The organism is Mesorhizobium sp. P3_B5 (assembly GCF_056402815.1).
On the sequence record NZ_JBFUGR010000001.1, the window covers coordinates 927,542 to 944,150 of the forward strand.

16 protein-coding genes are annotated in these 16,609 nt (G+C 61.4%); 9 read left to right on the plus strand and 7 right to left on the minus strand.

Annotation, left to right across the window (positions count from 1 at the left end; all coding sequences use genetic code 11):
• Positions 1–2 precede the first annotated feature (2 nt).
• The gene (locus AC1DVW_RS04630) at positions 3–2,078 is read right to left on the minus strand and encodes a putative bifunctional diguanylate cyclase/phosphodiesterase (RefSeq protein ID WP_477321452.1); all 2,076 of its coding nucleotides are present in this window, start codon (positions 2,076–2,078) and stop codon (positions 3–5) included.
• 310 nt (positions 2,079–2,388) lie between these two features.
• Here AC1DVW_RS04630 and AC1DVW_RS04635 point away from each other — a divergent pair, with 310 nt between their 5' ends.
• The 3 genes from AC1DVW_RS04635 to AC1DVW_RS04645 all read left to right on the plus strand — a co-directional run bounded on the left by AC1DVW_RS04635 (position 2,389) and on the right by AC1DVW_RS04645 (position 6,300).
• A complete protein-coding gene (locus AC1DVW_RS04635) occupies positions 2,389–3,576 on the plus strand; it encodes a glycine C-acetyltransferase (RefSeq protein WP_477321454.1) in 1,188 nt (395 codons plus the stop codon).
• A gap of 52 nt (positions 3,577–3,628) precedes the next feature.
• Positions 3,629–4,663, plus strand: a complete 1,035-nt coding sequence (tdh, locus tag AC1DVW_RS04640) for an L-threonine 3-dehydrogenase (protein WP_477273503.1) — start codon at positions 3,629–3,631, stop codon at positions 4,661–4,663.
• A 323-nt stretch (positions 4,664–4,986) separates the two neighbouring features.
• Positions 4,987–6,300, plus strand: coding sequence for an ABC transporter substrate-binding protein (locus AC1DVW_RS04645; protein ID WP_477321456.1), 1,314 nt, complete (start codon positions 4,987–4,989; stop codon positions 6,298–6,300).
• A 223-nt stretch (positions 6,301–6,523) separates the two neighbouring features.
• On the opposite strand, the gene AC1DVW_RS04650 is transcribed toward AC1DVW_RS04645, so the two are convergent.
• Positions 6,524–6,991, minus strand: a complete 468-nt coding sequence (locus AC1DVW_RS04650) for a MarR family winged helix-turn-helix transcriptional regulator (protein ID WP_477321458.1) — start codon at positions 6,989–6,991, stop codon at positions 6,524–6,526.
• Positions 6,992–7,100: 109 nt separating this feature from the next.
• On the opposite strand from AC1DVW_RS04650, the gene hmgA reads away from it, so the two are divergent.
• The 5 genes from hmgA (at position 7,101) to AC1DVW_RS04675 (ending at position 11,240) form a co-directional block, all read left to right on the plus strand.
• Positions 7,101–8,414 (plus strand): homogentisate 1,2-dioxygenase, encoded by a 1,314-nt coding sequence (gene hmgA, locus AC1DVW_RS04655; protein WP_477321460.1) that lies wholly within the window; start codon positions 7,101–7,103, stop codon positions 8,412–8,414.
• Positions 8,411–9,280: an MBL fold metallo-hydrolase gene (locus AC1DVW_RS04660; RefSeq protein WP_477321462.1), complete on the plus strand. Its 870-nt coding sequence runs from the start codon at positions 8,411–8,413 to the stop codon at positions 9,278–9,280. Before hmgA ends, AC1DVW_RS04660 begins: the two co-directional genes overlap by 4 nt.
• Before the next feature lie 91 nt (positions 9,281–9,371).
• On the plus strand, positions 9,372–10,385 hold the full coding sequence (locus tag AC1DVW_RS04665) for a fumarylacetoacetate hydrolase family protein (protein ID WP_477321464.1): 1,014 nt from the start codon (positions 9,372–9,374) through the stop codon (positions 10,383–10,385).
• Positions 10,386–10,390: 5 nt separating this feature from the next.
• Positions 10,391–10,684 carry a hypothetical protein gene (locus AC1DVW_RS04670; protein ID WP_477321466.1) on the plus strand — a complete coding sequence of 98 codons (294 nt, stop codon included), beginning with the start codon at positions 10,391–10,393 and terminating at the stop codon, positions 10,682–10,684.
• Positions 10,685–10,688: 4 nt separating this feature from the next.
• Positions 10,689–11,240: a DinB family protein gene (locus AC1DVW_RS04675; protein WP_477321467.1), complete on the plus strand. Its 552-nt coding sequence runs from the start codon at positions 10,689–10,691 to the stop codon at positions 11,238–11,240.
• A gap of 198 nt (positions 11,241–11,438) precedes the next feature.
• Here AC1DVW_RS04675 and hppD read toward each other — a convergent pair whose 3' ends face one another.
• On the minus strand, positions 11,439–12,554 hold the full coding sequence (gene hppD, locus AC1DVW_RS04680) for a 4-hydroxyphenylpyruvate dioxygenase (protein ID WP_477321469.1): 1,116 nt from the start codon (positions 12,552–12,554) through the stop codon (positions 11,439–11,441).
• A 139-nt stretch (positions 12,555–12,693) separates the two neighbouring features.
• On the opposite strand from hppD, the gene AC1DVW_RS04685 reads away from it, so the two are divergent.
• On the plus strand, positions 12,694–13,161 hold the full coding sequence (locus AC1DVW_RS04685; protein WP_477321471.1) for an Lrp/AsnC family transcriptional regulator: 468 nt from the start codon (positions 12,694–12,696) through the stop codon (positions 13,159–13,161).
• A gap of 155 nt (positions 13,162–13,316) precedes the next feature.
• On the opposite strand, the gene AC1DVW_RS04690 is transcribed toward AC1DVW_RS04685, so the two are convergent.
• From AC1DVW_RS04690 to aztA, 4 genes are all read right to left on the minus strand, one after another.
• Positions 13,317–13,655, minus strand: a complete 339-nt coding sequence (locus AC1DVW_RS04690) for a protein tyrosine phosphatase family protein (RefSeq protein ID WP_477321473.1) — start codon at positions 13,653–13,655, stop codon at positions 13,317–13,319.
• A 120-nt stretch (positions 13,656–13,775) separates the two neighbouring features.
• On the minus strand, positions 13,776–14,717 hold the full coding sequence (gene aztC / locus AC1DVW_RS04695) for a zinc ABC transporter substrate-binding protein AztC (RefSeq protein WP_477321475.1): 942 nt from the start codon (positions 14,715–14,717) through the stop codon (positions 13,776–13,778).
• Positions 14,718–14,746: 29 nt separating this feature from the next.
• Positions 14,747–15,622, minus strand: a complete 876-nt coding sequence (gene aztB / locus AC1DVW_RS04700; protein ID WP_477242737.1) for a zinc ABC transporter permease AztB — start codon at positions 15,620–15,622, stop codon at positions 14,747–14,749.
• Complete coding sequence (gene aztA / locus AC1DVW_RS04705) at positions 15,622–16,452, minus strand: zinc ABC transporter ATP-binding protein AztA (RefSeq protein ID WP_477242738.1); 831 nt, start codon at positions 16,450–16,452, stop codon at positions 15,622–15,624. The genes aztB and aztA overlap by 1 nt, the downstream gene beginning before the upstream one ends.
• Positions 16,453–16,609 lie beyond the last annotated feature (157 nt).

Consider the following 16,609-nt stretch of genomic DNA (forward strand, 5'->3'; position numbering starts at 1 on the left):
CCTTAAGCCAGGCTGCCCTGCAACACCTTGAGCTTGGCCTTCTTTTTTGGGGCGCGGGCCAACAGCCATTCGCGCGCCTTGTCCTGCGGCATCGGGAAGGCGATGGAATAGCCCTGCACCTGGTCGCAGCCGATCGCCATCAGCGAATCGAGTTCGGCTTCGGTTTCGGCGCCCTCGGCGACGATCGAGATGCCGAGGCCACGCGCAAGCTCGGTGATGGCGCGCACGATCTTGGTGTTGTCACCGTTTTCGTTGATGTTCTGGACGAAACGGCGATCGATCTTCAGCCGGTCGATCTCGTTCGGATTGACGTGGCTGAGCGAGGCGTAGCCGGTGCCGAAATCGTCGAGTTCGAGGTGAACGCCGGCCGCACGGATGTGCCTGAGCTTCGCCGCGATTCCCGTCTTTTCGTCGTCGAGAATGACGGATTCGACGATTTCCAGCGACAGTTTCTGCGGCGCGAGACCTGCCTTCTCCAGCGTGTCGAACAGGAACCTGTCAAAATCAGGCTCACGCAGTTCGGTGCCAGAGACGTTGACGGCAAGACGCCCGAAAGCGATGCCGGCGCGGTCCCATTCTGCGGCCTCGTTGATCGCCTTGGCGATGACGATGCGGCCGATTTCTGGCATGAAGCCGCATTTTTCGGCGACCGGGATGAATTCGCCGGGTGAGATCATGCCGCGTTCGGCATGCTTCCAGCGCACCAGAGCCTCGATGCCGCTGATCGTGCCGTCGGTCAGCGAAACCTGCGGCTGGAAGTAGACCTGGAAGGCGCTCTCCGAAATGGCGACTTTGATATCGTGCTCGAGCTGCTTGCGATAGTCGAGCTCGCGCCGCAATTCCTCGGAGAAGAAAGAGAAGCTGCCACCGCCGAGCTTCTTGGCCGAATAAAGCGCGAGGTCCGCGTGGACGAGCAGATCCTGCGCATTGTCGGCGTCGATCGGATAGACGGCTATGCCGGCGCTGGCGCCCGGAAGGATGGTCGTGCCCTGAAAGGTGATCGGTTCGTTGATCTGCTCCAGGATGCGCCTGGCGACCATGTTGATGTCCTCGGTGCCGCCGGCGCCGTTGAGGATCATCACGAACTCGTCGCCGCCGAGGCGTGCGCACAGATCCGAAGCCCGACAGGCGTCTCGCATGCGTTGCGCGGTGACGACCAGCACATAGTCGCCGGCTGCGTGGCCGAGCGTGTCGTTGATCTGCTTGAACCGGTCGAGGTCGAGCTGGATCACCGCCAGGCGCTCGCGCCGTCGATGCGCGCCCTTGATCAGCGTCTCGAAATGATCGGTCAGGAAGGTGCGGTTGTGCAGGCCGGTCAGCCCGTCATGCACGGCGATGAAGGCCATCGAATTGCGCGCATCGACCAGTTCATGCGTCTTGCGCAGAATAGCTTTCGACATCGGCCGGAAGATGAACAGCGCCACCAGCACGATGACGCCGATGGTGGAGTAGAACAGCGTGCGGTGGAGATCGAGGAGCTTTTCCGACCGCTCGTCGGCATAGGTGCTGATGCGCTGGCCAAGCGCCGCATAGCCGGACAGCGTCGCGTTGGCGACGGAGGCGTCGAGATTAACGCGCTCGTCGCCGCCCTTGTAGCCGCCATTGCTAGCCAAGGTGAGCTGGGATTCAAACGACGAGATCAGCCGTTGGCTATTGGCGATAAGCCCGACCGAGAAATAATCGAGGTGAAACGGCTTGGTGTAAAGCACGCTCTCGATCGATTTTGGATCGAGCCGTGCCGGCGACAGCGGATCGGCCCCAGTCTGGTCGAGCAACAGATCGTAATTCGTCTCGAACTCCACGGTCGCCTGCTTGAGCGCGCTAACCAGCGCCGGCTGCTTGTCGCGTGAGGCGGCACCTGTTGCGCTGGCAAGGAAGACGATGCGCTGCGATAGCGCCTTCTCGGTGCTGACGATGTCGAGCAGCGTATCATTATGCTGTTGCGCCGCCATCATCTGCTGCAGCAGGATGAAAGAGGCCATCACCATGGCCGCGATGATAATCAGCGCCAGCCAGTAGCCGCTCTTGATTACCATGATCAGCTTGCGCGAGACGCTATGCACTGGCTGCTGCGACATTTCTGGGTGACCCTCCGGTCAACGGATTCCTGCCATAGGTTCCTGGCGAGAAGACCATTGGCGTGAAAGGGTTAACAGGTCCGGAAGCCGGTGCATTGGCCAGCAAAGCCGCCGGGGAAAGCTGCCAAAATGGTTATCATGTGCTTTCATGATCCAGCTGTATTTGTCTGGGTGCTACTTCAGCATGCAATCCATGCCGTCGATTCGCGTTGTAGTTGAGCTTTGTCGTGCCACCGAAGCCGTCGCTTTTGCGATGGATTTTTCGCACCTGCGGGGCGACAGTCCTGCGCACTCTCAATAGGGCTTGATCATGACCGCTTCATTCCTCTCCCATATCGACAGCGAGCTCACCGGGCTGAAATCGGCCGGGCTCTACAAATCCGAGCGGGTGATCACCTCGACGCAATCGGCTGAGATCGAGGTCGGTGGCGACAAGGTGCTGAACTTCTGTGCCAACAACTATCTCGGCCTCGCCGACAGCGCCGAGTTGCGCAATGCCGCCAAGCAGGCGCTCGACCGCTACGGCTACGGCATGGCGTCGGTGCGTTTTATCTGCGGCACGCAGGAAGAGCACAAGCAGCTCGAAGCGACGATTTCCTCGTTCCTCGGCATGGACGACACCATCCTCTACGGCTCCTGCTTCGACGCCAATGGCGGCCTGTTCGAAACGCTGCTCGGCGAAGAGGACGCGATCATCTCCGATGCGCTGAACCACGCTTCGATCATCGATGGCGTGCGGCTGTCAAAAGCCAAACGCTTCCGCTACGCCAACAACGACATGGCGGATCTCGAAGCCCGGCTGAAGGAGGCAAAGGACTGCCGTTTCCGGTTGATCGCCACTGACGGCGTGTTTTCCATGGACGGTATCATCGCCAATCTGCAGGGCGTGTGCGATCTCGCCGACAAATACGGTGCGATGGTGATGGTCGACGACAGCCACGCCGTCGGCTTCGTCGGCGCAAACGGCCGCGGCTCGGCCGAACATTGCGGCGTCGAGGGCAGGGTCGACATCATCACCGGCACGCTCGGCAAGGCGCTGGGCGGCGCTTCCGGCGGCTACACATCGGGCAAGAAACAGGTGGTCGACTGGCTGCGCCAGCGCTCCCGGCCCTATCTGTTTTCCAATACGCTGATGCCGGCGATCGCCGGCGCCTCGATCAAGGTGTTCGAATTGGTCAAGGATGGTGACGGTCTGCGCAAACGGCTTTATGCAAATGCGGAGCAGTTCCGGTCGCAGATGGGTAAGCTCGGCTTTACGCTTGCCGGCGCCGATCACCCGATCATCCCTGTGATGCTGGGTGACGCGACGCTGGCGCAAGAGATGGCGGCGCGCATGCTGAAGCGCGGCATCTACGTCATCGGTTTTTCTTTCCCGGTGGTGCCAAAGGGCCAGGCGCGCATCCGAACACAGATGTCGGCGGCGCACTCCAGCGCCGACATTGATCGCGCGGTCGAGGCGTTTGCTGCCGTCGGGCGCGAACTCGGGGTCATTTCCTGAAAGGCCGGAAGCGACAAGCGATTCCGGATCAAGAGATTCAAGGGACAGAAGCATGTCGAACATGATGAAGGCGCTGGTCAAGGCCAAGGCCGAACCGGGCATCTGGATGGAAGAGGTGCCGGTGCCGGAGATCGGCCCCAACGACGTGCTGATCAAGATCAAGAAGACTGCGATCTGCGGCACCGACGTCCACATCTACAATTGGGACCAGTGGGCGCAAAAGACAGTGCCGGTACCGATGGTCACCGGTCACGAGTTTGTCGGCACGGTCGCCGATTTCGGCGCCGCGGTGACCGAATACAAGGTCGGCCAGCGCGTTTCGGGCGAAGGCCACATCGTCTGCGGCCATTGCCGCAATTGTCGGGCAGGCAGGGGGCATCTGTGCCGCAACACGCTCGGCGTCGGCGTCAACCGTCCCGGCGCTTTTGGCGAGTATCTAGCGATCCCGCAGCACAATGTCGTGCCGATCCCCGACAATGTGCCGGACGAGATCGCCGCGATCTTCGATCCCCTGGGCAACGCCGTCCACACCGCTCTGTCCTTTGATCTGGTCGGCGAGGACGTGCTGGTCACCGGCGCCGGGCCGATCGGCATCATGGGTGCGCTGGTGGCGCAATGCGTCGGCGCTAGAAAGGTGGTCATCACCGACATCAACCCGGTGCGGCTGGCGCTGGCCAGGAAGCTCGGCGTCCAGCATGTCGTCGACGCCTCCAAAGAAAGGTTGCGCGACGTGATGCCGGCGCTCGGCATGACCGAGGGGTTTGACGTCGGCCTGGAGATGTCGGGCGCCGCCCCCGCCTTCCGCGATATGATCGACACCATGAACAATGGCGGCAAGATCGCCATTCTGGGCATCGCGCCGACCGGCTTCGAGATCGACTGGAACAAGGTCATCTTCAAGATGCTGCATCTGAAGGGCATTTACGGGCGAGAGATGTTCGAGACCTGGTACAAGATGATCGCCCTGGTGCAGGGGCCGCTCGACGTGACTGGACTGATCACCCACCGCATCGGCATTGACGATTTCCAGACGGGTTTTGACGCGATGCGTAGCGGCAGTTCGGGCAAGGTGGTGATGGATTGGTAGGCGGCGGCTCCGGGTCTGCACCTGCCGGTCCGTCGGGTTTGCGCTCATAGTTTCCGTGAGCGGCGAATGGCGCGCCAACATGTCGATCGGACGACGCGCTAAGCGAAAGGGGGCGCGCGCCGTCACAACCTGAAATCTTGGGTCCTTTTGGGGCAGGTTCGCGGCTATGCCCGACGAACATAGCGACGCGAGAGAACAGGCATGGTAGCGTTTGGCGCTCTCTGGTCACGACGCGAACGGATGGACACCAACGGCCTGCCAGGCTTTCTTAAGCGGTCGTCAAACGGCGTAAGCGCTGCGCTGCGAGACGCCGGAGGAAGACGATGTTCGCGCACAATTTGATCGGGTTAACCGTCTGCACGGGACTGTTGGTCGCGGGCATGCCGGCTTCGGCCACCGAGCTCACGATCTTGTGGGCAGATTGGGACCCGGCCAACTGCCTGCAGGAACTCGCGAACGAATACGAGAAGGAAACGGGTGTAAAGGTCACAGTCAAAACCGTGGCATGGTCAAACTTCCAGACCAAGGCCTTCGCCAGCTTTATCGACAAAAGCGATAACTACGACATGGTGGTGGGCGACTCGCAGTGGCTCGGTTTGGCGACAACGCAAGGACACTACTTCGAGCTCAGCGATTTTGTCCGGGATTACAAACTCAACGAGATAATGGCGAATGCGATGATGACCAACCTTTCGGAGTATCCGAAGGGCAGCGGTCACTACTGGGCCGTGCCGTTGGAGGCCGACGCGATTGGTTGGGCCTACCGCAAGGACTGGTTTGACGAACCTTCAGCGAAACAGGCCTTTCGCGCGAAATATCACTACGAGCTTGCCGCCCCCAAGACATGGAAGGAGCTGCAAGACATTGCCGAATTCTTTTATCGCCCCAACGCCGATCCGCCTCAATATGGCATTGCCATCTACACGAGCGTGATCGGCGATTCCTTGGCTATGGGCTATACTACGGTGCTCTATAGCTACGGTGGCGACATCGGCAACCGCGCCACCTGCGCTGTCGAAGGGATCATCAACTCACCGCTCGCGGTCGAGGCACTGCAAGTGTACGGGCGGCTCTACCGGGTGACTCCGCCAAACTGGACGCTAGCTGACACCCTGCAGGACAATCTGGCGATCACCGTGGGGCTGGCAGCGATGAGCATGAACTACTTCGCCTTCTTCCCTTCACTGGTCAATCCGTCGGTCAATTCCCACGCCGACCACATCGGCTTCTTCAGAAACCCGGCCGGCCCAACTGGCGACAGCTATTCGGCTCTGGGCGGTCAAGGCATTTCGATCGTGTCGTATTCGTCCAAAAAGGAGGAATCGATGAAGTTCCTCGGCTGGGTCATCCGCGCAGACACTCAGCAGAAATGGGCTGACCTCGGAGGCCTCACTCCCGATGCCACAATCATGCGGTCCGAGAAGTTTCGCAACGCTTCCCCTTATAATGAAGCCTTCTACCAGAGCATGTTTGCGGTGAAGGATTTTTGGGCACTTCCCTACTACACGACTCTGCTCGAGCAGATGAATCGGCGCATCGCGTCTTATGTGCTCGGTGGCGAGGTATCGGCAAAGCAGGCTCTGGACGGACTTGCCGCTGATTGGATGGCCACAATCAAGCAGCACGGCTGCAAATAGGAACCGCCCACAGACAGCCCCAATTGGCGACAGCTATTCGGCGCTGGGCGGCAAGGCATTTCGATCATGTCGTATTCGTCAAAAAAAGGAGGAACCGGTGAAGTCCTCGTCGCCCGCGCAGACACTCAGCAGAAATGGGCTGGCCCCGGCGGCCTCATGTCAGGGAGAACGCACATAGCCGCGAGGCGTTGAAATAGACGCAACCGTTGCCGCAGAGCTCCTCCTAGGTCTTGCTGAGATTTGTTTCGAGCGCTGCCAGCCCGCCCGTGATCGCGGCTCGCTCACTGGCGCTCAGCTTTGCCAGCAACTCCCGCTCGTACGCCTTCGCCAGCGGCACCATTTCGCGATAAGCGGCAAGGCCGGCTTTGGTCAGCGTCAGATGTTCGACGCGTCTGTCCTCTTCGTCGGGCGTTCTGGTCAGCCAGCGCCGCCGTTCGAGCTCGGCGACGGCGCGCGAGACCTTGGTCTTGTGCATGGCCGACTGCTCGCCGAGAGCCGTCGCGGTCATGGTGCCGCGCTGTCCCAACCCGGAAAGGGTTCGCCATTCGGGCCGGGTCAGGCCATGGCTGTCCTTGTAAATCCTGGAGAATTCGCGACTGACGGCGTCAGCAAGCCGATAGAGCCTGTAGGGCAGGAAGTTCTCCAGATCGAGAACTTCAGGCTCGTCAGAAGCTTCATCCTTGGTTGCCATTTTTCAAAGTCGCCATTGATGGTTACATTTTCGATGGTTACAAACGAAACCAGTTTGGTCAATCCACGGCGATGCCTCACATCTTCGCGGATGCGCAAGGGAGGAAGCGATGGCCTATTCCTACATGCCGGGCTTCGGCAACGATTTCGAAACCGAAACGCTGCCGGGTTCGCTGCCGCAGGGGCGAAACTCGCCGCAGCGGCCGGCCTATGGCCTCTATGCCGAACAGCTTTCCGGCTCGCCCTTCACCGCGCCGCGCGGCACCAATGAGCGCTCCTGGCTTTACCGCATCCGGCCAAGCGTGAAGCACACCGGCCGCTTCAAGGCAGCCAACTATCCACTGTGGAAAACCGCCCCAAATGTCGGCGACCACGAGTTGGCGCTCGGCCAGTACCGCTGGAACCCGGTGCCGATGCCGAAGGAGCCGACCGATTTCATCGCCGGCCTGCGCTCGATCACCACCGCCGGCGACGTGCTCGGGCAGAGCGGCATGGCGGCGCATGTCTATGTCGCCAACCGCTCGATGGTCGACGACCATTTCTTCAACGCCGATGGCGAGTTGCTGATCGTGCCGCAGGTCGGCGCTTTGCGCTTTGTCACCGAAATGGGTGTCATCGAGCTGAGGCCCGGCGAGATCGCCGTGCTGCCGCGTGGTCTGGTCTTCAAGGTCGAACTCGTCGATGCCGAAGTGCGCGGCTATGTCTGTGAGAATTATGGCGCCAAGCTTACCATGCCGGATCGCGGCCCGATCGGCGCCAATTGCCTGGCCAACCCACGCGATTTCAAGACCCCTTGCGCCTGGTTCGAGGAGAAGGAAACGCCGTGCCGGCTGACGGTGAAATGGTGCGGCAATTTCCATGTCACCGAGATCGGCCATTCGCCGCTCGACGTCGTGGCCTGGCACGGCAACTATGCCCCTTACAAATATGATCTGGCGACCTTTTCGCCGGTCGGTGCGCTGCTGTTCGACCATCCCGATCCGTCGATCTTCACCGTGCTGACCGCGCCGAGCGGCGAGGAGGGCACCGCCAACATCGACTTCGTCATCTTCCCGCCGCGCTGGCTGGTGGCCGAGGACACGTTCCGGCCACCCTGGTACCACCGCAACATCATGAGCGAGTTCATGGGCCTGATCCAAGGCCAGTACGATGCCAAGGAGGAAGGCTTCGTTCCCGGCGGCATCAGCCTGCACAATCTGATGCTGGCCCACGGACCTGATGCCTCAGGCTTCGAAAAGGCCTCGAAAGTCGACCTGAAACCGGTCAAGCTCGACAACACCATGGCCTTCATGTTCGAGACCCGCTACCCGCAGATGCTGACCCGCTATGGCGCCGAACTGGAAACCCGGCAGGACAATTACATCGACTGCTGGGCCGATCTGAAGAAGCGTTTCAATGGCACGCCCGAGGGCGACTGGTCTTGAGCGCTGATCTGGGGCGCGATCGGCTGGTGCTTCTCGGCTCGAAGGGCGGCCCGGCGATCCGGCCGGGTGGGCCGTGGCCGAGTTCATCGCTGCTGGAATTCGGCGGCCGCAGCATCGTGGTCGATTGCGGACTTGGCGTGACGCGCGGGCTGGCCGATGCCGGTATCAGCCTGAAGGCGCTCGACCTGATCTTCATCACCCATCTGCATTCCGACCATATGCTGGAACTTGGGGCCTTGATCCACACCGCCTGGACGGCGGGGCTGGCGACGCCGGTGACGGTGTTCGGGCCACCCGGCACCCGGCTCTACTGGCAGCACTTCAAGCAATCCATGGCGTTCGACATCGACATCCGCATCGCCGACGAAGGCCGGCCTGATATCAGGGACATGGTTTCGGTCGTCGAATTCGGCGAAGGCCTGATTGTAGAGCAGGGCGGCCTGAAGGTTTCGGCACTGTGCGTCGACCATCCGCCGGTCACCGACTGTTTTGCTCTGCGCTTCGACCATGCAGGCAAAAGCGTTGTGTTCTCGGCCGACACCGCGTTCTTCCCGCCACTCGCCGATTTCGCCAAGGGCGCCGACATCCTCGTCCATGAAGCCATGCTGGAGCAGGGCATCGAGCGGCTGGTCGCCAAAACCGGCAATGGCGCGCGATTGCGAGAGCATCTGCTTGCCAGCCACAGTTTTGCCGAGCAGGCAGGGCGCATCGCCAGCGATGCCGGCGTGAAGAGTCTGGTGCTCAATCACCTCATTCCGGCGGACGATGCCGAGATCGGCGAGGTCGATTGGACCACCGCTGTCAGGAAAACATGGGCCGGCGACTTGACGATCGCCCGCGACGGCCTTGTTGTGGAGCTAGCATGATCCCGAAAAGTGGAAGCCGGTTTTCGGAAAAGATCATGCGTAAGACAAAAAGCCAAAGCAGCGCCAAAGCTGCACGAGGAGAGGAAACCGCATGAAGCTTGCCACATTGAAGGACGGGACGCGCGACGGAAAACTCGTCGTCGTCTCACGCGACCTGACACGCTTCACCGACGCCTCATTCCTGGTGCGCACGATGCAGGCAGCGCTCGATGACTGGCGCAGGATTTCGCCGCACCTCGCGACAATCGCGGAATCGCTGGAGAACAATGCGGTGCCCTCGGCACGCTTTCACGAGCATGACGCCCATTCGCCGCTGCCGCGCGCCTATCAATGGGCCGATGGCTCGGCCTATGTGAACCATGTTGAGCTGGTGCGAAAAGCGCGCGGCGTCGAGATGCCTGCAAGCTTCTGGACCGACCCGCTGATCTATCAAGGTGGCTCGGACAGCTTCATCGCGCCACGCGACCCGATCCGTATGGCCGACGAGGCCTTCGGCATCGACATGGAGGGAGAGGTCGCCGTCATTGTCGACGACGTGCGGATGGGCGCGAGCCTTGACGAGGCAAGGGCCTCGATCCGGCTGGTCATGCTGGTCAACGACGTCACGCTGCGCGCGCTCACCGGTCCGGAACTGGCGAAAGGGTTCGGCTTCTTCCAGTCAAAGCCGTCCTCGGCCTTTTCGCCGGTCGCGGTGACGCCGGATGAACTCGGCGACGCCTGGGATGGCGGCAAGGTCAACCTGCCGCTGCTCGCCGATCTCAACGGCAAGCCGTTCGGTCGCGCCAATGCCGGCGTCGACATGACCTTCGATTTCCCGGCGCTGATAGCCCATGCCGCCCGGACGCGGCCGCTGGTTGCCGGCACCATCATCGGGTCCGGCACCGTCTCCAACAAGCTCGATGGCGGGCCGGGTAGACCGGCCTCGGCGGGCGGCGCCGGCTATTCCTGCATCGCCGAATTGCGCATGATCGAGACCATAGAAGCAGGCGAACCAAAAACGCCGTTCCTGCGCTTTGGCGACACAGTGCGTATCGAGATGAAGAGCAGAAGCGGAAACTCGATCTTCGGCGCTATCGAGCAGAAGGTCGAGAAATACGAGGGGTAAGCGAAATGGTGGGCGAGACGTTCTATCTTCTGTGCGGTGTGTGGGCACTTGCCATACTGGCGGTCTTCATCCAGGCGATCCGGCTGAGCTACCGCATCGAGGCGCGCTCGCCTGACCTGACCAATCGCAGCGGTTTTCCACGCAAGGCGATGATGTTCCACACGGTCACCAACACGAATGTGGCGCGGGATGAGGAAACACAGGCGCTGCGCCAGCGCATGAACCGGCTTTTGCTGATCGTTCTCGCCGGATTCGTGATCATGTGGGCAGGCTTGTATCTGGTCCGTTCGGCCGGATGAAATCATGAACCTGCTCGACCATCTGCGCCGCATGGCCGGCAACAATCTCTGGTCGAACGACCGGCTCTACCGCGCCGTGCTGCAGCTCAAGCCCGGGGAATTCGAAGCCGAACGCACCAGCTTTTTTCCGTCGCTCAAGGCAACGCTCAACCACATCCTCGCGGTCGATCATCTCTATCTCGATTTCCTCGAGGAGGGTGGTGTGGGGGCGGCCGCTTATGACGATTTCGTGTCGTTCGATGAGCTAGAAGCGCTGTTTGCCGCTCAGGTCGTGGCCGACCGGCGGCTGATCGCTTTCTGTGACCGCCTGTCCGCGGACGATCTCGACCGTCGCGTTTTCACCGACCGGCGCGAGGACGGCATGATCCCCGAGCGCATCGGCGACATCCTCGCTCACGTCTTCCTGCACGACATCCATCATCGCGGCCAAGTGCACGCGATGCTCTCGGGCACGTCAGTCGCGCCGCCACAGCTAGACGAGTTTTTGCTCGATTATGATTTGAAGTTGAGGAAGGAAGAGATCAAGCGGCTAGGTTTGCGATCGACCAATTCCTAATGTCGGCGCCGCCCCTCATTGCCCTGCCGGGCATTTCTCCCCGTAAACGGGGAGAAAGAGGCTGGCAGCGCCGCCGGCGCCATCTTCTCCGACGGTGGCACTTGGCGAAAGCAGTCGCAACAGCGTCCCTCGCCCCGTTTACGGGGAGAGGATGCCGGCAGGCAGGTGAGGGGCAGCTCGACGTTGGTAATCTGAGCGCTAGGCCGCTTTGCCGTCTACCTTGATCACACCACGCTTGATCTGGTCCTGTTCGATCGATTCGAACAGCGCGCGGAAATTGCCTTCGCCAAAGCCTTCGTCGCCCTTGCGCTGGATGAATTCGAAGAAAATCGGCCCGATCACGGTTTTGGAGAAGATCTGCAGCAGGATCTTGGTCATGCCGCCATCGACCACGCCTTCGCCGTCGATCAGGATGCCGTGCTTCTTCATCCGCTCGATCGGCTCGTCATGGCCGTTCACGCGGTCATACGACATGTCGTAATAGGTCTCCGGCGGACCGGGCATGAACTTCAGCCCGTTGTCGGCCAGCTTGTCGGTGGCCGCATAAATCTCGTCGGTGCCGACGGCGATGTGCTGGATGCCTTCGCCATTGTACTTCTTCAGATACTCGGCGATCTGGCTGGTCTCGTCCTTGGATTCGTTCAGCGGAATGCGGATCTTGCCGCAGGGCGAGGTAATCGCCCGGCTGACCAGGCCGGTGATCTTGCCGTCAATGTCGAAGAAATGGATCTGCTTGAAGCCGAACAGCTCGCGGTAGAACGCCCACCATTTGTCCATCTGGCCGCGATAGACATTGTGGGTGAGGTGGTCGAGATAATAGAAGCCGACGCCTTGCGGCCGCGGGTCGCGCGCGCCCAGCCAGTCGAACTCGGCATCATAGGCCGAACCCTTCTTGCCATAGGTTTCGACGAAATAGAGTAGCGAGCCGCCAATGCCGACAATGGCCGGTACATCCAGCGCCTTGTCGGCGCCTTCATACGGCGTGGCGCCCTTGGCAACGGCATGGTCGAAGGCATGCTTGGCATTGACCACCCGCCAGGCCATCGAGGCCGCGCAAGGCCCATGCTTGTCGACGAACTTCATCGCATGCGAGCCCGGCTCGGCATTGACGACATAGTTGATGTCGCCCTGACGCCAGATGGTGATGGCCTTGCTGCGGTGCTTGGCCACCGCGACATAGCCCATGCGGGTGAACAGTTCGGCGAGCTTTTCCGGCTCCGGATGCGCGAACTCGACGAATTCAAAACCGTCAGTGCCGGCCGGGTTGGCGGCGCTGATCTTTGCGGGCGGTGCGTCGTGCGGGAAGGGACCCATGGCAGTGCTCCAAAGCTGGCGGCGGCCGCATCGGGCCACATTTGCGCAATCATAGCGCGGATCGGCCGCACGATGCTTGCATTCAAACGCTTGAAATGATCAGATCATGCGCAAATCATGCACTAATAGGGTAAATATCATGGATGAGACGCGCATAGACCAGTTCGACCGCAAGATAATGGCGCTTCTGCAGGGCGACGCGCGGCTGACCAACAATGACCTGTCGGAGCGGGTGAACCTCTCGGCGTCGCAATGCTCACGCCGCCGCCAGCGGCTGGAGGAGGACGGCTATATCAAGGGCTACCGTGCCGTGCTCGACCGCGACAAACTCGGCTTTTCGCTGGTCAACGTCATCTCGGTGACATTGGCCACCCACAACCGGGACAATGCGCGCCGCTTCGGCGAATTGCTGGCGCGGCTGCCGGAAGTGCAGGAGGCACACGCGCTGACCGGCGAGATGGACTACATCCTGAAGGTCGTGACACCCGACCTGAAGTCGCTGTCGGAATTCGTCAACGGCGTGCTCTTGCCGCACGAATCCGTGCAGCATGTGAAGACGGCGATCGTGCTGGAGACGCTGAAGGAAACCGGCTCGCTGCCGATCTAAGGTGTGTTGATATTCAGGTGAAGCCGGTCTGCAAATGCCTGATACCTGCGCTTCCGGTGCTCACGTACTTGAGTACGCTCCGCTCCGGTTCTCGGTATCAGCCATTTTCGACTCGGCCTGACCTGAATCTCAGCACACCTTGCGCCAGATAATTTTCAGCCCTTCGACTGTTGGATCAGCCCATAAAGGTTGGTGCAGCGCGCGCCGGAGCGGCAGTAGGCGAAGACCGGCCCATCGAGTGCCTCGAGCGCTTCGGCCTGATCCTCGACATTCTCAGCCGTGATCTGGCCGCTGATGACGGGGATGTAGCGGAAGGCGAGACCGGCGGCTTCGACCGCGGCCTTGAGCGTGTCGGCCGAAGGCTGGCCTGGCTGCTCGTTATCCGGCCGATTGCAGATCACGCTCTTGAAACCGGCTTCCTTGATGGCGGCGACGTCTTCGGGCTGGATCTGGCCCGAGACCGAATAGTCCTCGCTGATCTCACGATATTCCATAGCAGTCCTCGCAATCTGATTTGCAGGGAGTCTTGCCACTCCCCGATGGGATCGGCAACTGCCGTCAGGTAGAATCCGGCCGGGCTGTCTCAGCCCGACCGAATGGAAATGGCCAGGCAATCAACTGCCAAGGATCGCGCCTTTGATCTGGGCGATGTTGTTGTGCATCATGTCGATATAGGTCGCGGCCGGGCCATCGGGCTGCGACAGCGCATCCGAATAGAGCGTGCCGCCCACCTTGATGCCGGTTTCGCTGGCGATCTGCTCGATCAGCCGCGGGTTGGTGATGTTCTCGACGAAGATCGCCGCGGCCTTGTCCTGCTTGACCTGGTTGACCAGCTTGGCGACATCGGCGGCCGAAGGCTCGGAGTCGGTCGACACGCCTTGCGGGGCGAGGAAGGTGAGGCCGTATGCGTGTTCGAAATAGCCAAAAGCGTCATGCGAGGTGATGACGACGCGCTTTTCCTCAGGGATGGAGGCGATCGCCCCCTTCACTTCGCCTTCGACCGCATCGAGCTTCTTCGTGTAGGCGGCGGCATTGGTCTGGTAGCTGACGCAGCCCGCCGAATCGGCGGCGCAGAAGGCGTCGGCGATGTTCTTCACGTAGATCTTGGCATTGGCGATGGACTGGAAGGCATGCGGATCGGTGACTGTCTTGCCACCGCCGGTGCCGGCTCCTTCGGCCGCATCGGCATCGGCGAATTCGGGTTTGAAATCGATCGGCGTCACGCCCTTGGTCAAGGTGACGATCGACGCCTTGGTGGCGCTGGCATCGACCAGGCGCTGCAAAAAGCCCTCGAAATGCAGGCCATTGACCAGCACCAGATCCGCTCCCGCCATCGCCACCGCGTCAGCCGGGCTCGGCTCGTAAACATGGGCGTCGCCATCCGGCCCGACGATGGTGGTGACAGCGATGCGGTCGCCGCCAACGTTCTTGGCGAAATCGGCAATGACGGTGAAGCTGGCGACCACTTTCAGGGGCGCGGCGGAGGCCGACGAAGCGCCAAAGGCGGATAATGTTATAACGCTCATCGTCAAAGCGGCGCGGATCGATTTCAGCATTTAGAGGTCTCCTTGTTAGGGGCGGGGGATCAGGCCGTTCTGTGACGGTGGTGGACGATGCGGGCGCGCAGAATGCCGCGCGTGCCGAACAGGATCGAAGCGAAGTAGACGACGCCCGCCGACAGGATGATGGCCGGGCCGGACGGCAGCGAGGCGTGATAGGACAGCAGCAGCCCGGCAATGCATGAGGCAAAGCCGATCAGCACCGCCAGCACGCACATCGGCTCGACACGTGTCGTCCAGAAGCGGGCGGCGGCGGCCGGCAGCATCATCAACCCGACCGACAGAAGCGTGCCGAGCGCCTGAAAACCGCCGACGAGGTTGAGCACGACGAGGCCGAGGAAGATGAAATGCACTGGGCTGCCGAGCCGGCTGACTGAGCGCAGGAACAGCGGGTCGAGGCATTCGGCGACCAGAGCCCGCCAGAAAATGGCGAGGCTGACCAGCGTCAGCAACACGATACCGCCGATCAGCGTCAGCGCTTCATTGTTGAGCGCCAGAACGGTGCCGAACAGCACATGCATGAGATCGACGCTGGAGCCTCTGATCGACACCATCAGCACGCCGATGGCCAGCGAAATCAGATAAAAGGCCGCCATCGAGGCGTCCTCGCGCTGGATGGTGAAGCGCGATACAGCGCCGGCGCCGAGCGCGACGATGATGCCGGCGATCAGGCCGCCAATGGTCATCGGCAGGATTTCCAGGCCGTACAGCAGGAAGCCGGCGGCAGCGCCGGGCAGGATGGCGTGGGCCATGGCGTCACCCGACAGGCTCATGCGCCGCAGCATCAGGAACACACCGACCGGGCAGGCGCCGAGCGACAGCATCAGCGAGCCGAACAGCGCCCGTTGCATGAAGCCGAAATCGGCGAAGGGCGCGATGAAGAGGCCGTAGAAAAAGTCCATCAGGCCGCCCTCGGTCCTGGGCCGTGATGATGGTCATGATCATGGTCGTGCCCATGAGCATGGTCGTGGCCGCTGTGGTCATGCGCGTGATCGTGGCCGTCCGGCTCGCACCACGGCGCGTTTTCTTCCCAGGCCTCGTGGAAGCGGCGGGCGCGCAACAGGTTTTCCGGCCGCAGCGTCTCCTTCGTCTCGCCCCAGGCGATCGGCTGGCGCGCCAAAAGCAGCGTTTCGGGGAAATTCTGCCGCACCAGATCGAGGTCGTGGACGACGACCATGATGGTGCGTTCCTCGCCGTGCCAGCGCTTGATCAGCGCGATCAGGTCACCGACCGTCTTGCTGTCGACGGCGTTGAACGGTTCGTCGAGCAGGATCAGGTCGGCGTCCTGCAACAGCACGCGGGCAAACAGCGTGCGTTGCAGCTGGCCGCCCGACAGCGTGTCGATCGGCCGCTTCTCAAAACCGCCGAGGCCGACAGCCATCAGCGCCTGGCTGACGGACTCGCGATCTTCATTGGTGTAACGGCCGAGCATGCCTCGCTTTGGCCACAGGCCAAGCGAGACCAGATCGACGACGCGGGCAGGGAAGGAGCGGTCGAGTTCCGACTGCTGCGGCAGATAGGCGGCACGCACGCCGGGGGCCCGCGTCACAGCACCCGCCATCGGCTTCAATACGCCGACGATACCTTTCATCAAAGTTGACTTGCCCGAACCATTGGCACCGACCACGGCGGTCAATGAGCCCTTGCGTATGGTGCCGTCGAGATGATGGATCGCCGGGTGGCTGCCATAGCCAAGCGTCAGGTCGCGGAAGGTCAGGCAGTTTGTTGTCATTCAGCGATCCGTGGGCGATACGGGCGGCAGCGGGCAGCGGCCGATTGGATATGTGATGTTATTACATTAGTCAACAAGCCAATCCGGCGGAATTGCGGCGTCCCGGTCAACTTGCCGTGTGCCTTTTTGAACGCCTTGGCTCAAAAGGATTCGCACC

What these genes read in the sequence shown, in the direction of transcription:
- AC1DVW_RS04685 (WP_477321471.1), top strand. Translation starts at nt 12,694, where the DNA reads ATGGATGAGACGCGCATAGACCAGTTCGACCGCAAGATAATGGCGCTT.
- AC1DVW_RS04630 (WP_477321452.1), bottom strand. Translation starts at nt 2,078, where the DNA reads ATGTCGCAGCAGCCAGTGCATAGCGTCTCGCGCAAGCTGATCATGGTA.
- AC1DVW_RS04690 (WP_477321473.1), bottom strand. Translation starts at nt 13,655, where the DNA reads ATGGAATATCGTGAGATCAGCGAGGACTATTCGGTCTCGGGCCAGATC.
- AC1DVW_RS04650 (WP_477321458.1), bottom strand. Translation starts at nt 6,991, where the DNA reads ATGGCAACCAAGGATGAAGCTTCTGACGAGCCTGAAGTTCTCGATCTG.
- hppD (WP_477321469.1), bottom strand. Translation starts at nt 12,554, where the DNA reads ATGGGTCCCTTCCCGCACGACGCACCGCCCGCAAAGATCAGCGCCGCC.
- AC1DVW_RS04645 (WP_477321456.1), top strand. Translation starts at nt 4,987, where the DNA reads ATGTTCGCGCACAATTTGATCGGGTTAACCGTCTGCACGGGACTGTTG.
- hmgA (WP_477321460.1), top strand. Translation starts at nt 7,101, where the DNA reads ATGGCCTATTCCTACATGCCGGGCTTCGGCAACGATTTCGAAACCGAA.
- aztB (WP_477242737.1), bottom strand. Translation starts at nt 15,622, where the DNA reads ATGGACTTTTTCTACGGCCTCTTCATCGCGCCCTTCGCCGATTTCGGC.
- AC1DVW_RS04665 (WP_477321464.1), top strand. Translation starts at nt 9,372, where the DNA reads ATGAAGCTTGCCACATTGAAGGACGGGACGCGCGACGGAAAACTCGTC.
- AC1DVW_RS04670 (WP_477321466.1), top strand. Translation starts at nt 10,391, where the DNA reads ATGGTGGGCGAGACGTTCTATCTTCTGTGCGGTGTGTGGGCACTTGCC.
- aztC (WP_477321475.1), bottom strand. Translation starts at nt 14,717, where the DNA reads ATGCTGAAATCGATCCGCGCCGCTTTGACGATGAGCGTTATAACATTA.
- AC1DVW_RS04675 (WP_477321467.1), top strand. Translation starts at nt 10,689, where the DNA reads ATGAACCTGCTCGACCATCTGCGCCGCATGGCCGGCAACAATCTCTGG.
- tdh (WP_477273503.1), top strand. Translation starts at nt 3,629, where the DNA reads ATGTCGAACATGATGAAGGCGCTGGTCAAGGCCAAGGCCGAACCGGGC.
- AC1DVW_RS04635 (WP_477321454.1), top strand. Translation starts at nt 2,389, where the DNA reads ATGACCGCTTCATTCCTCTCCCATATCGACAGCGAGCTCACCGGGCTG.
- aztA (WP_477242738.1), bottom strand. Translation starts at nt 16,452, where the DNA reads ATGACAACAAACTGCCTGACCTTCCGCGACCTGACGCTTGGCTATGGC.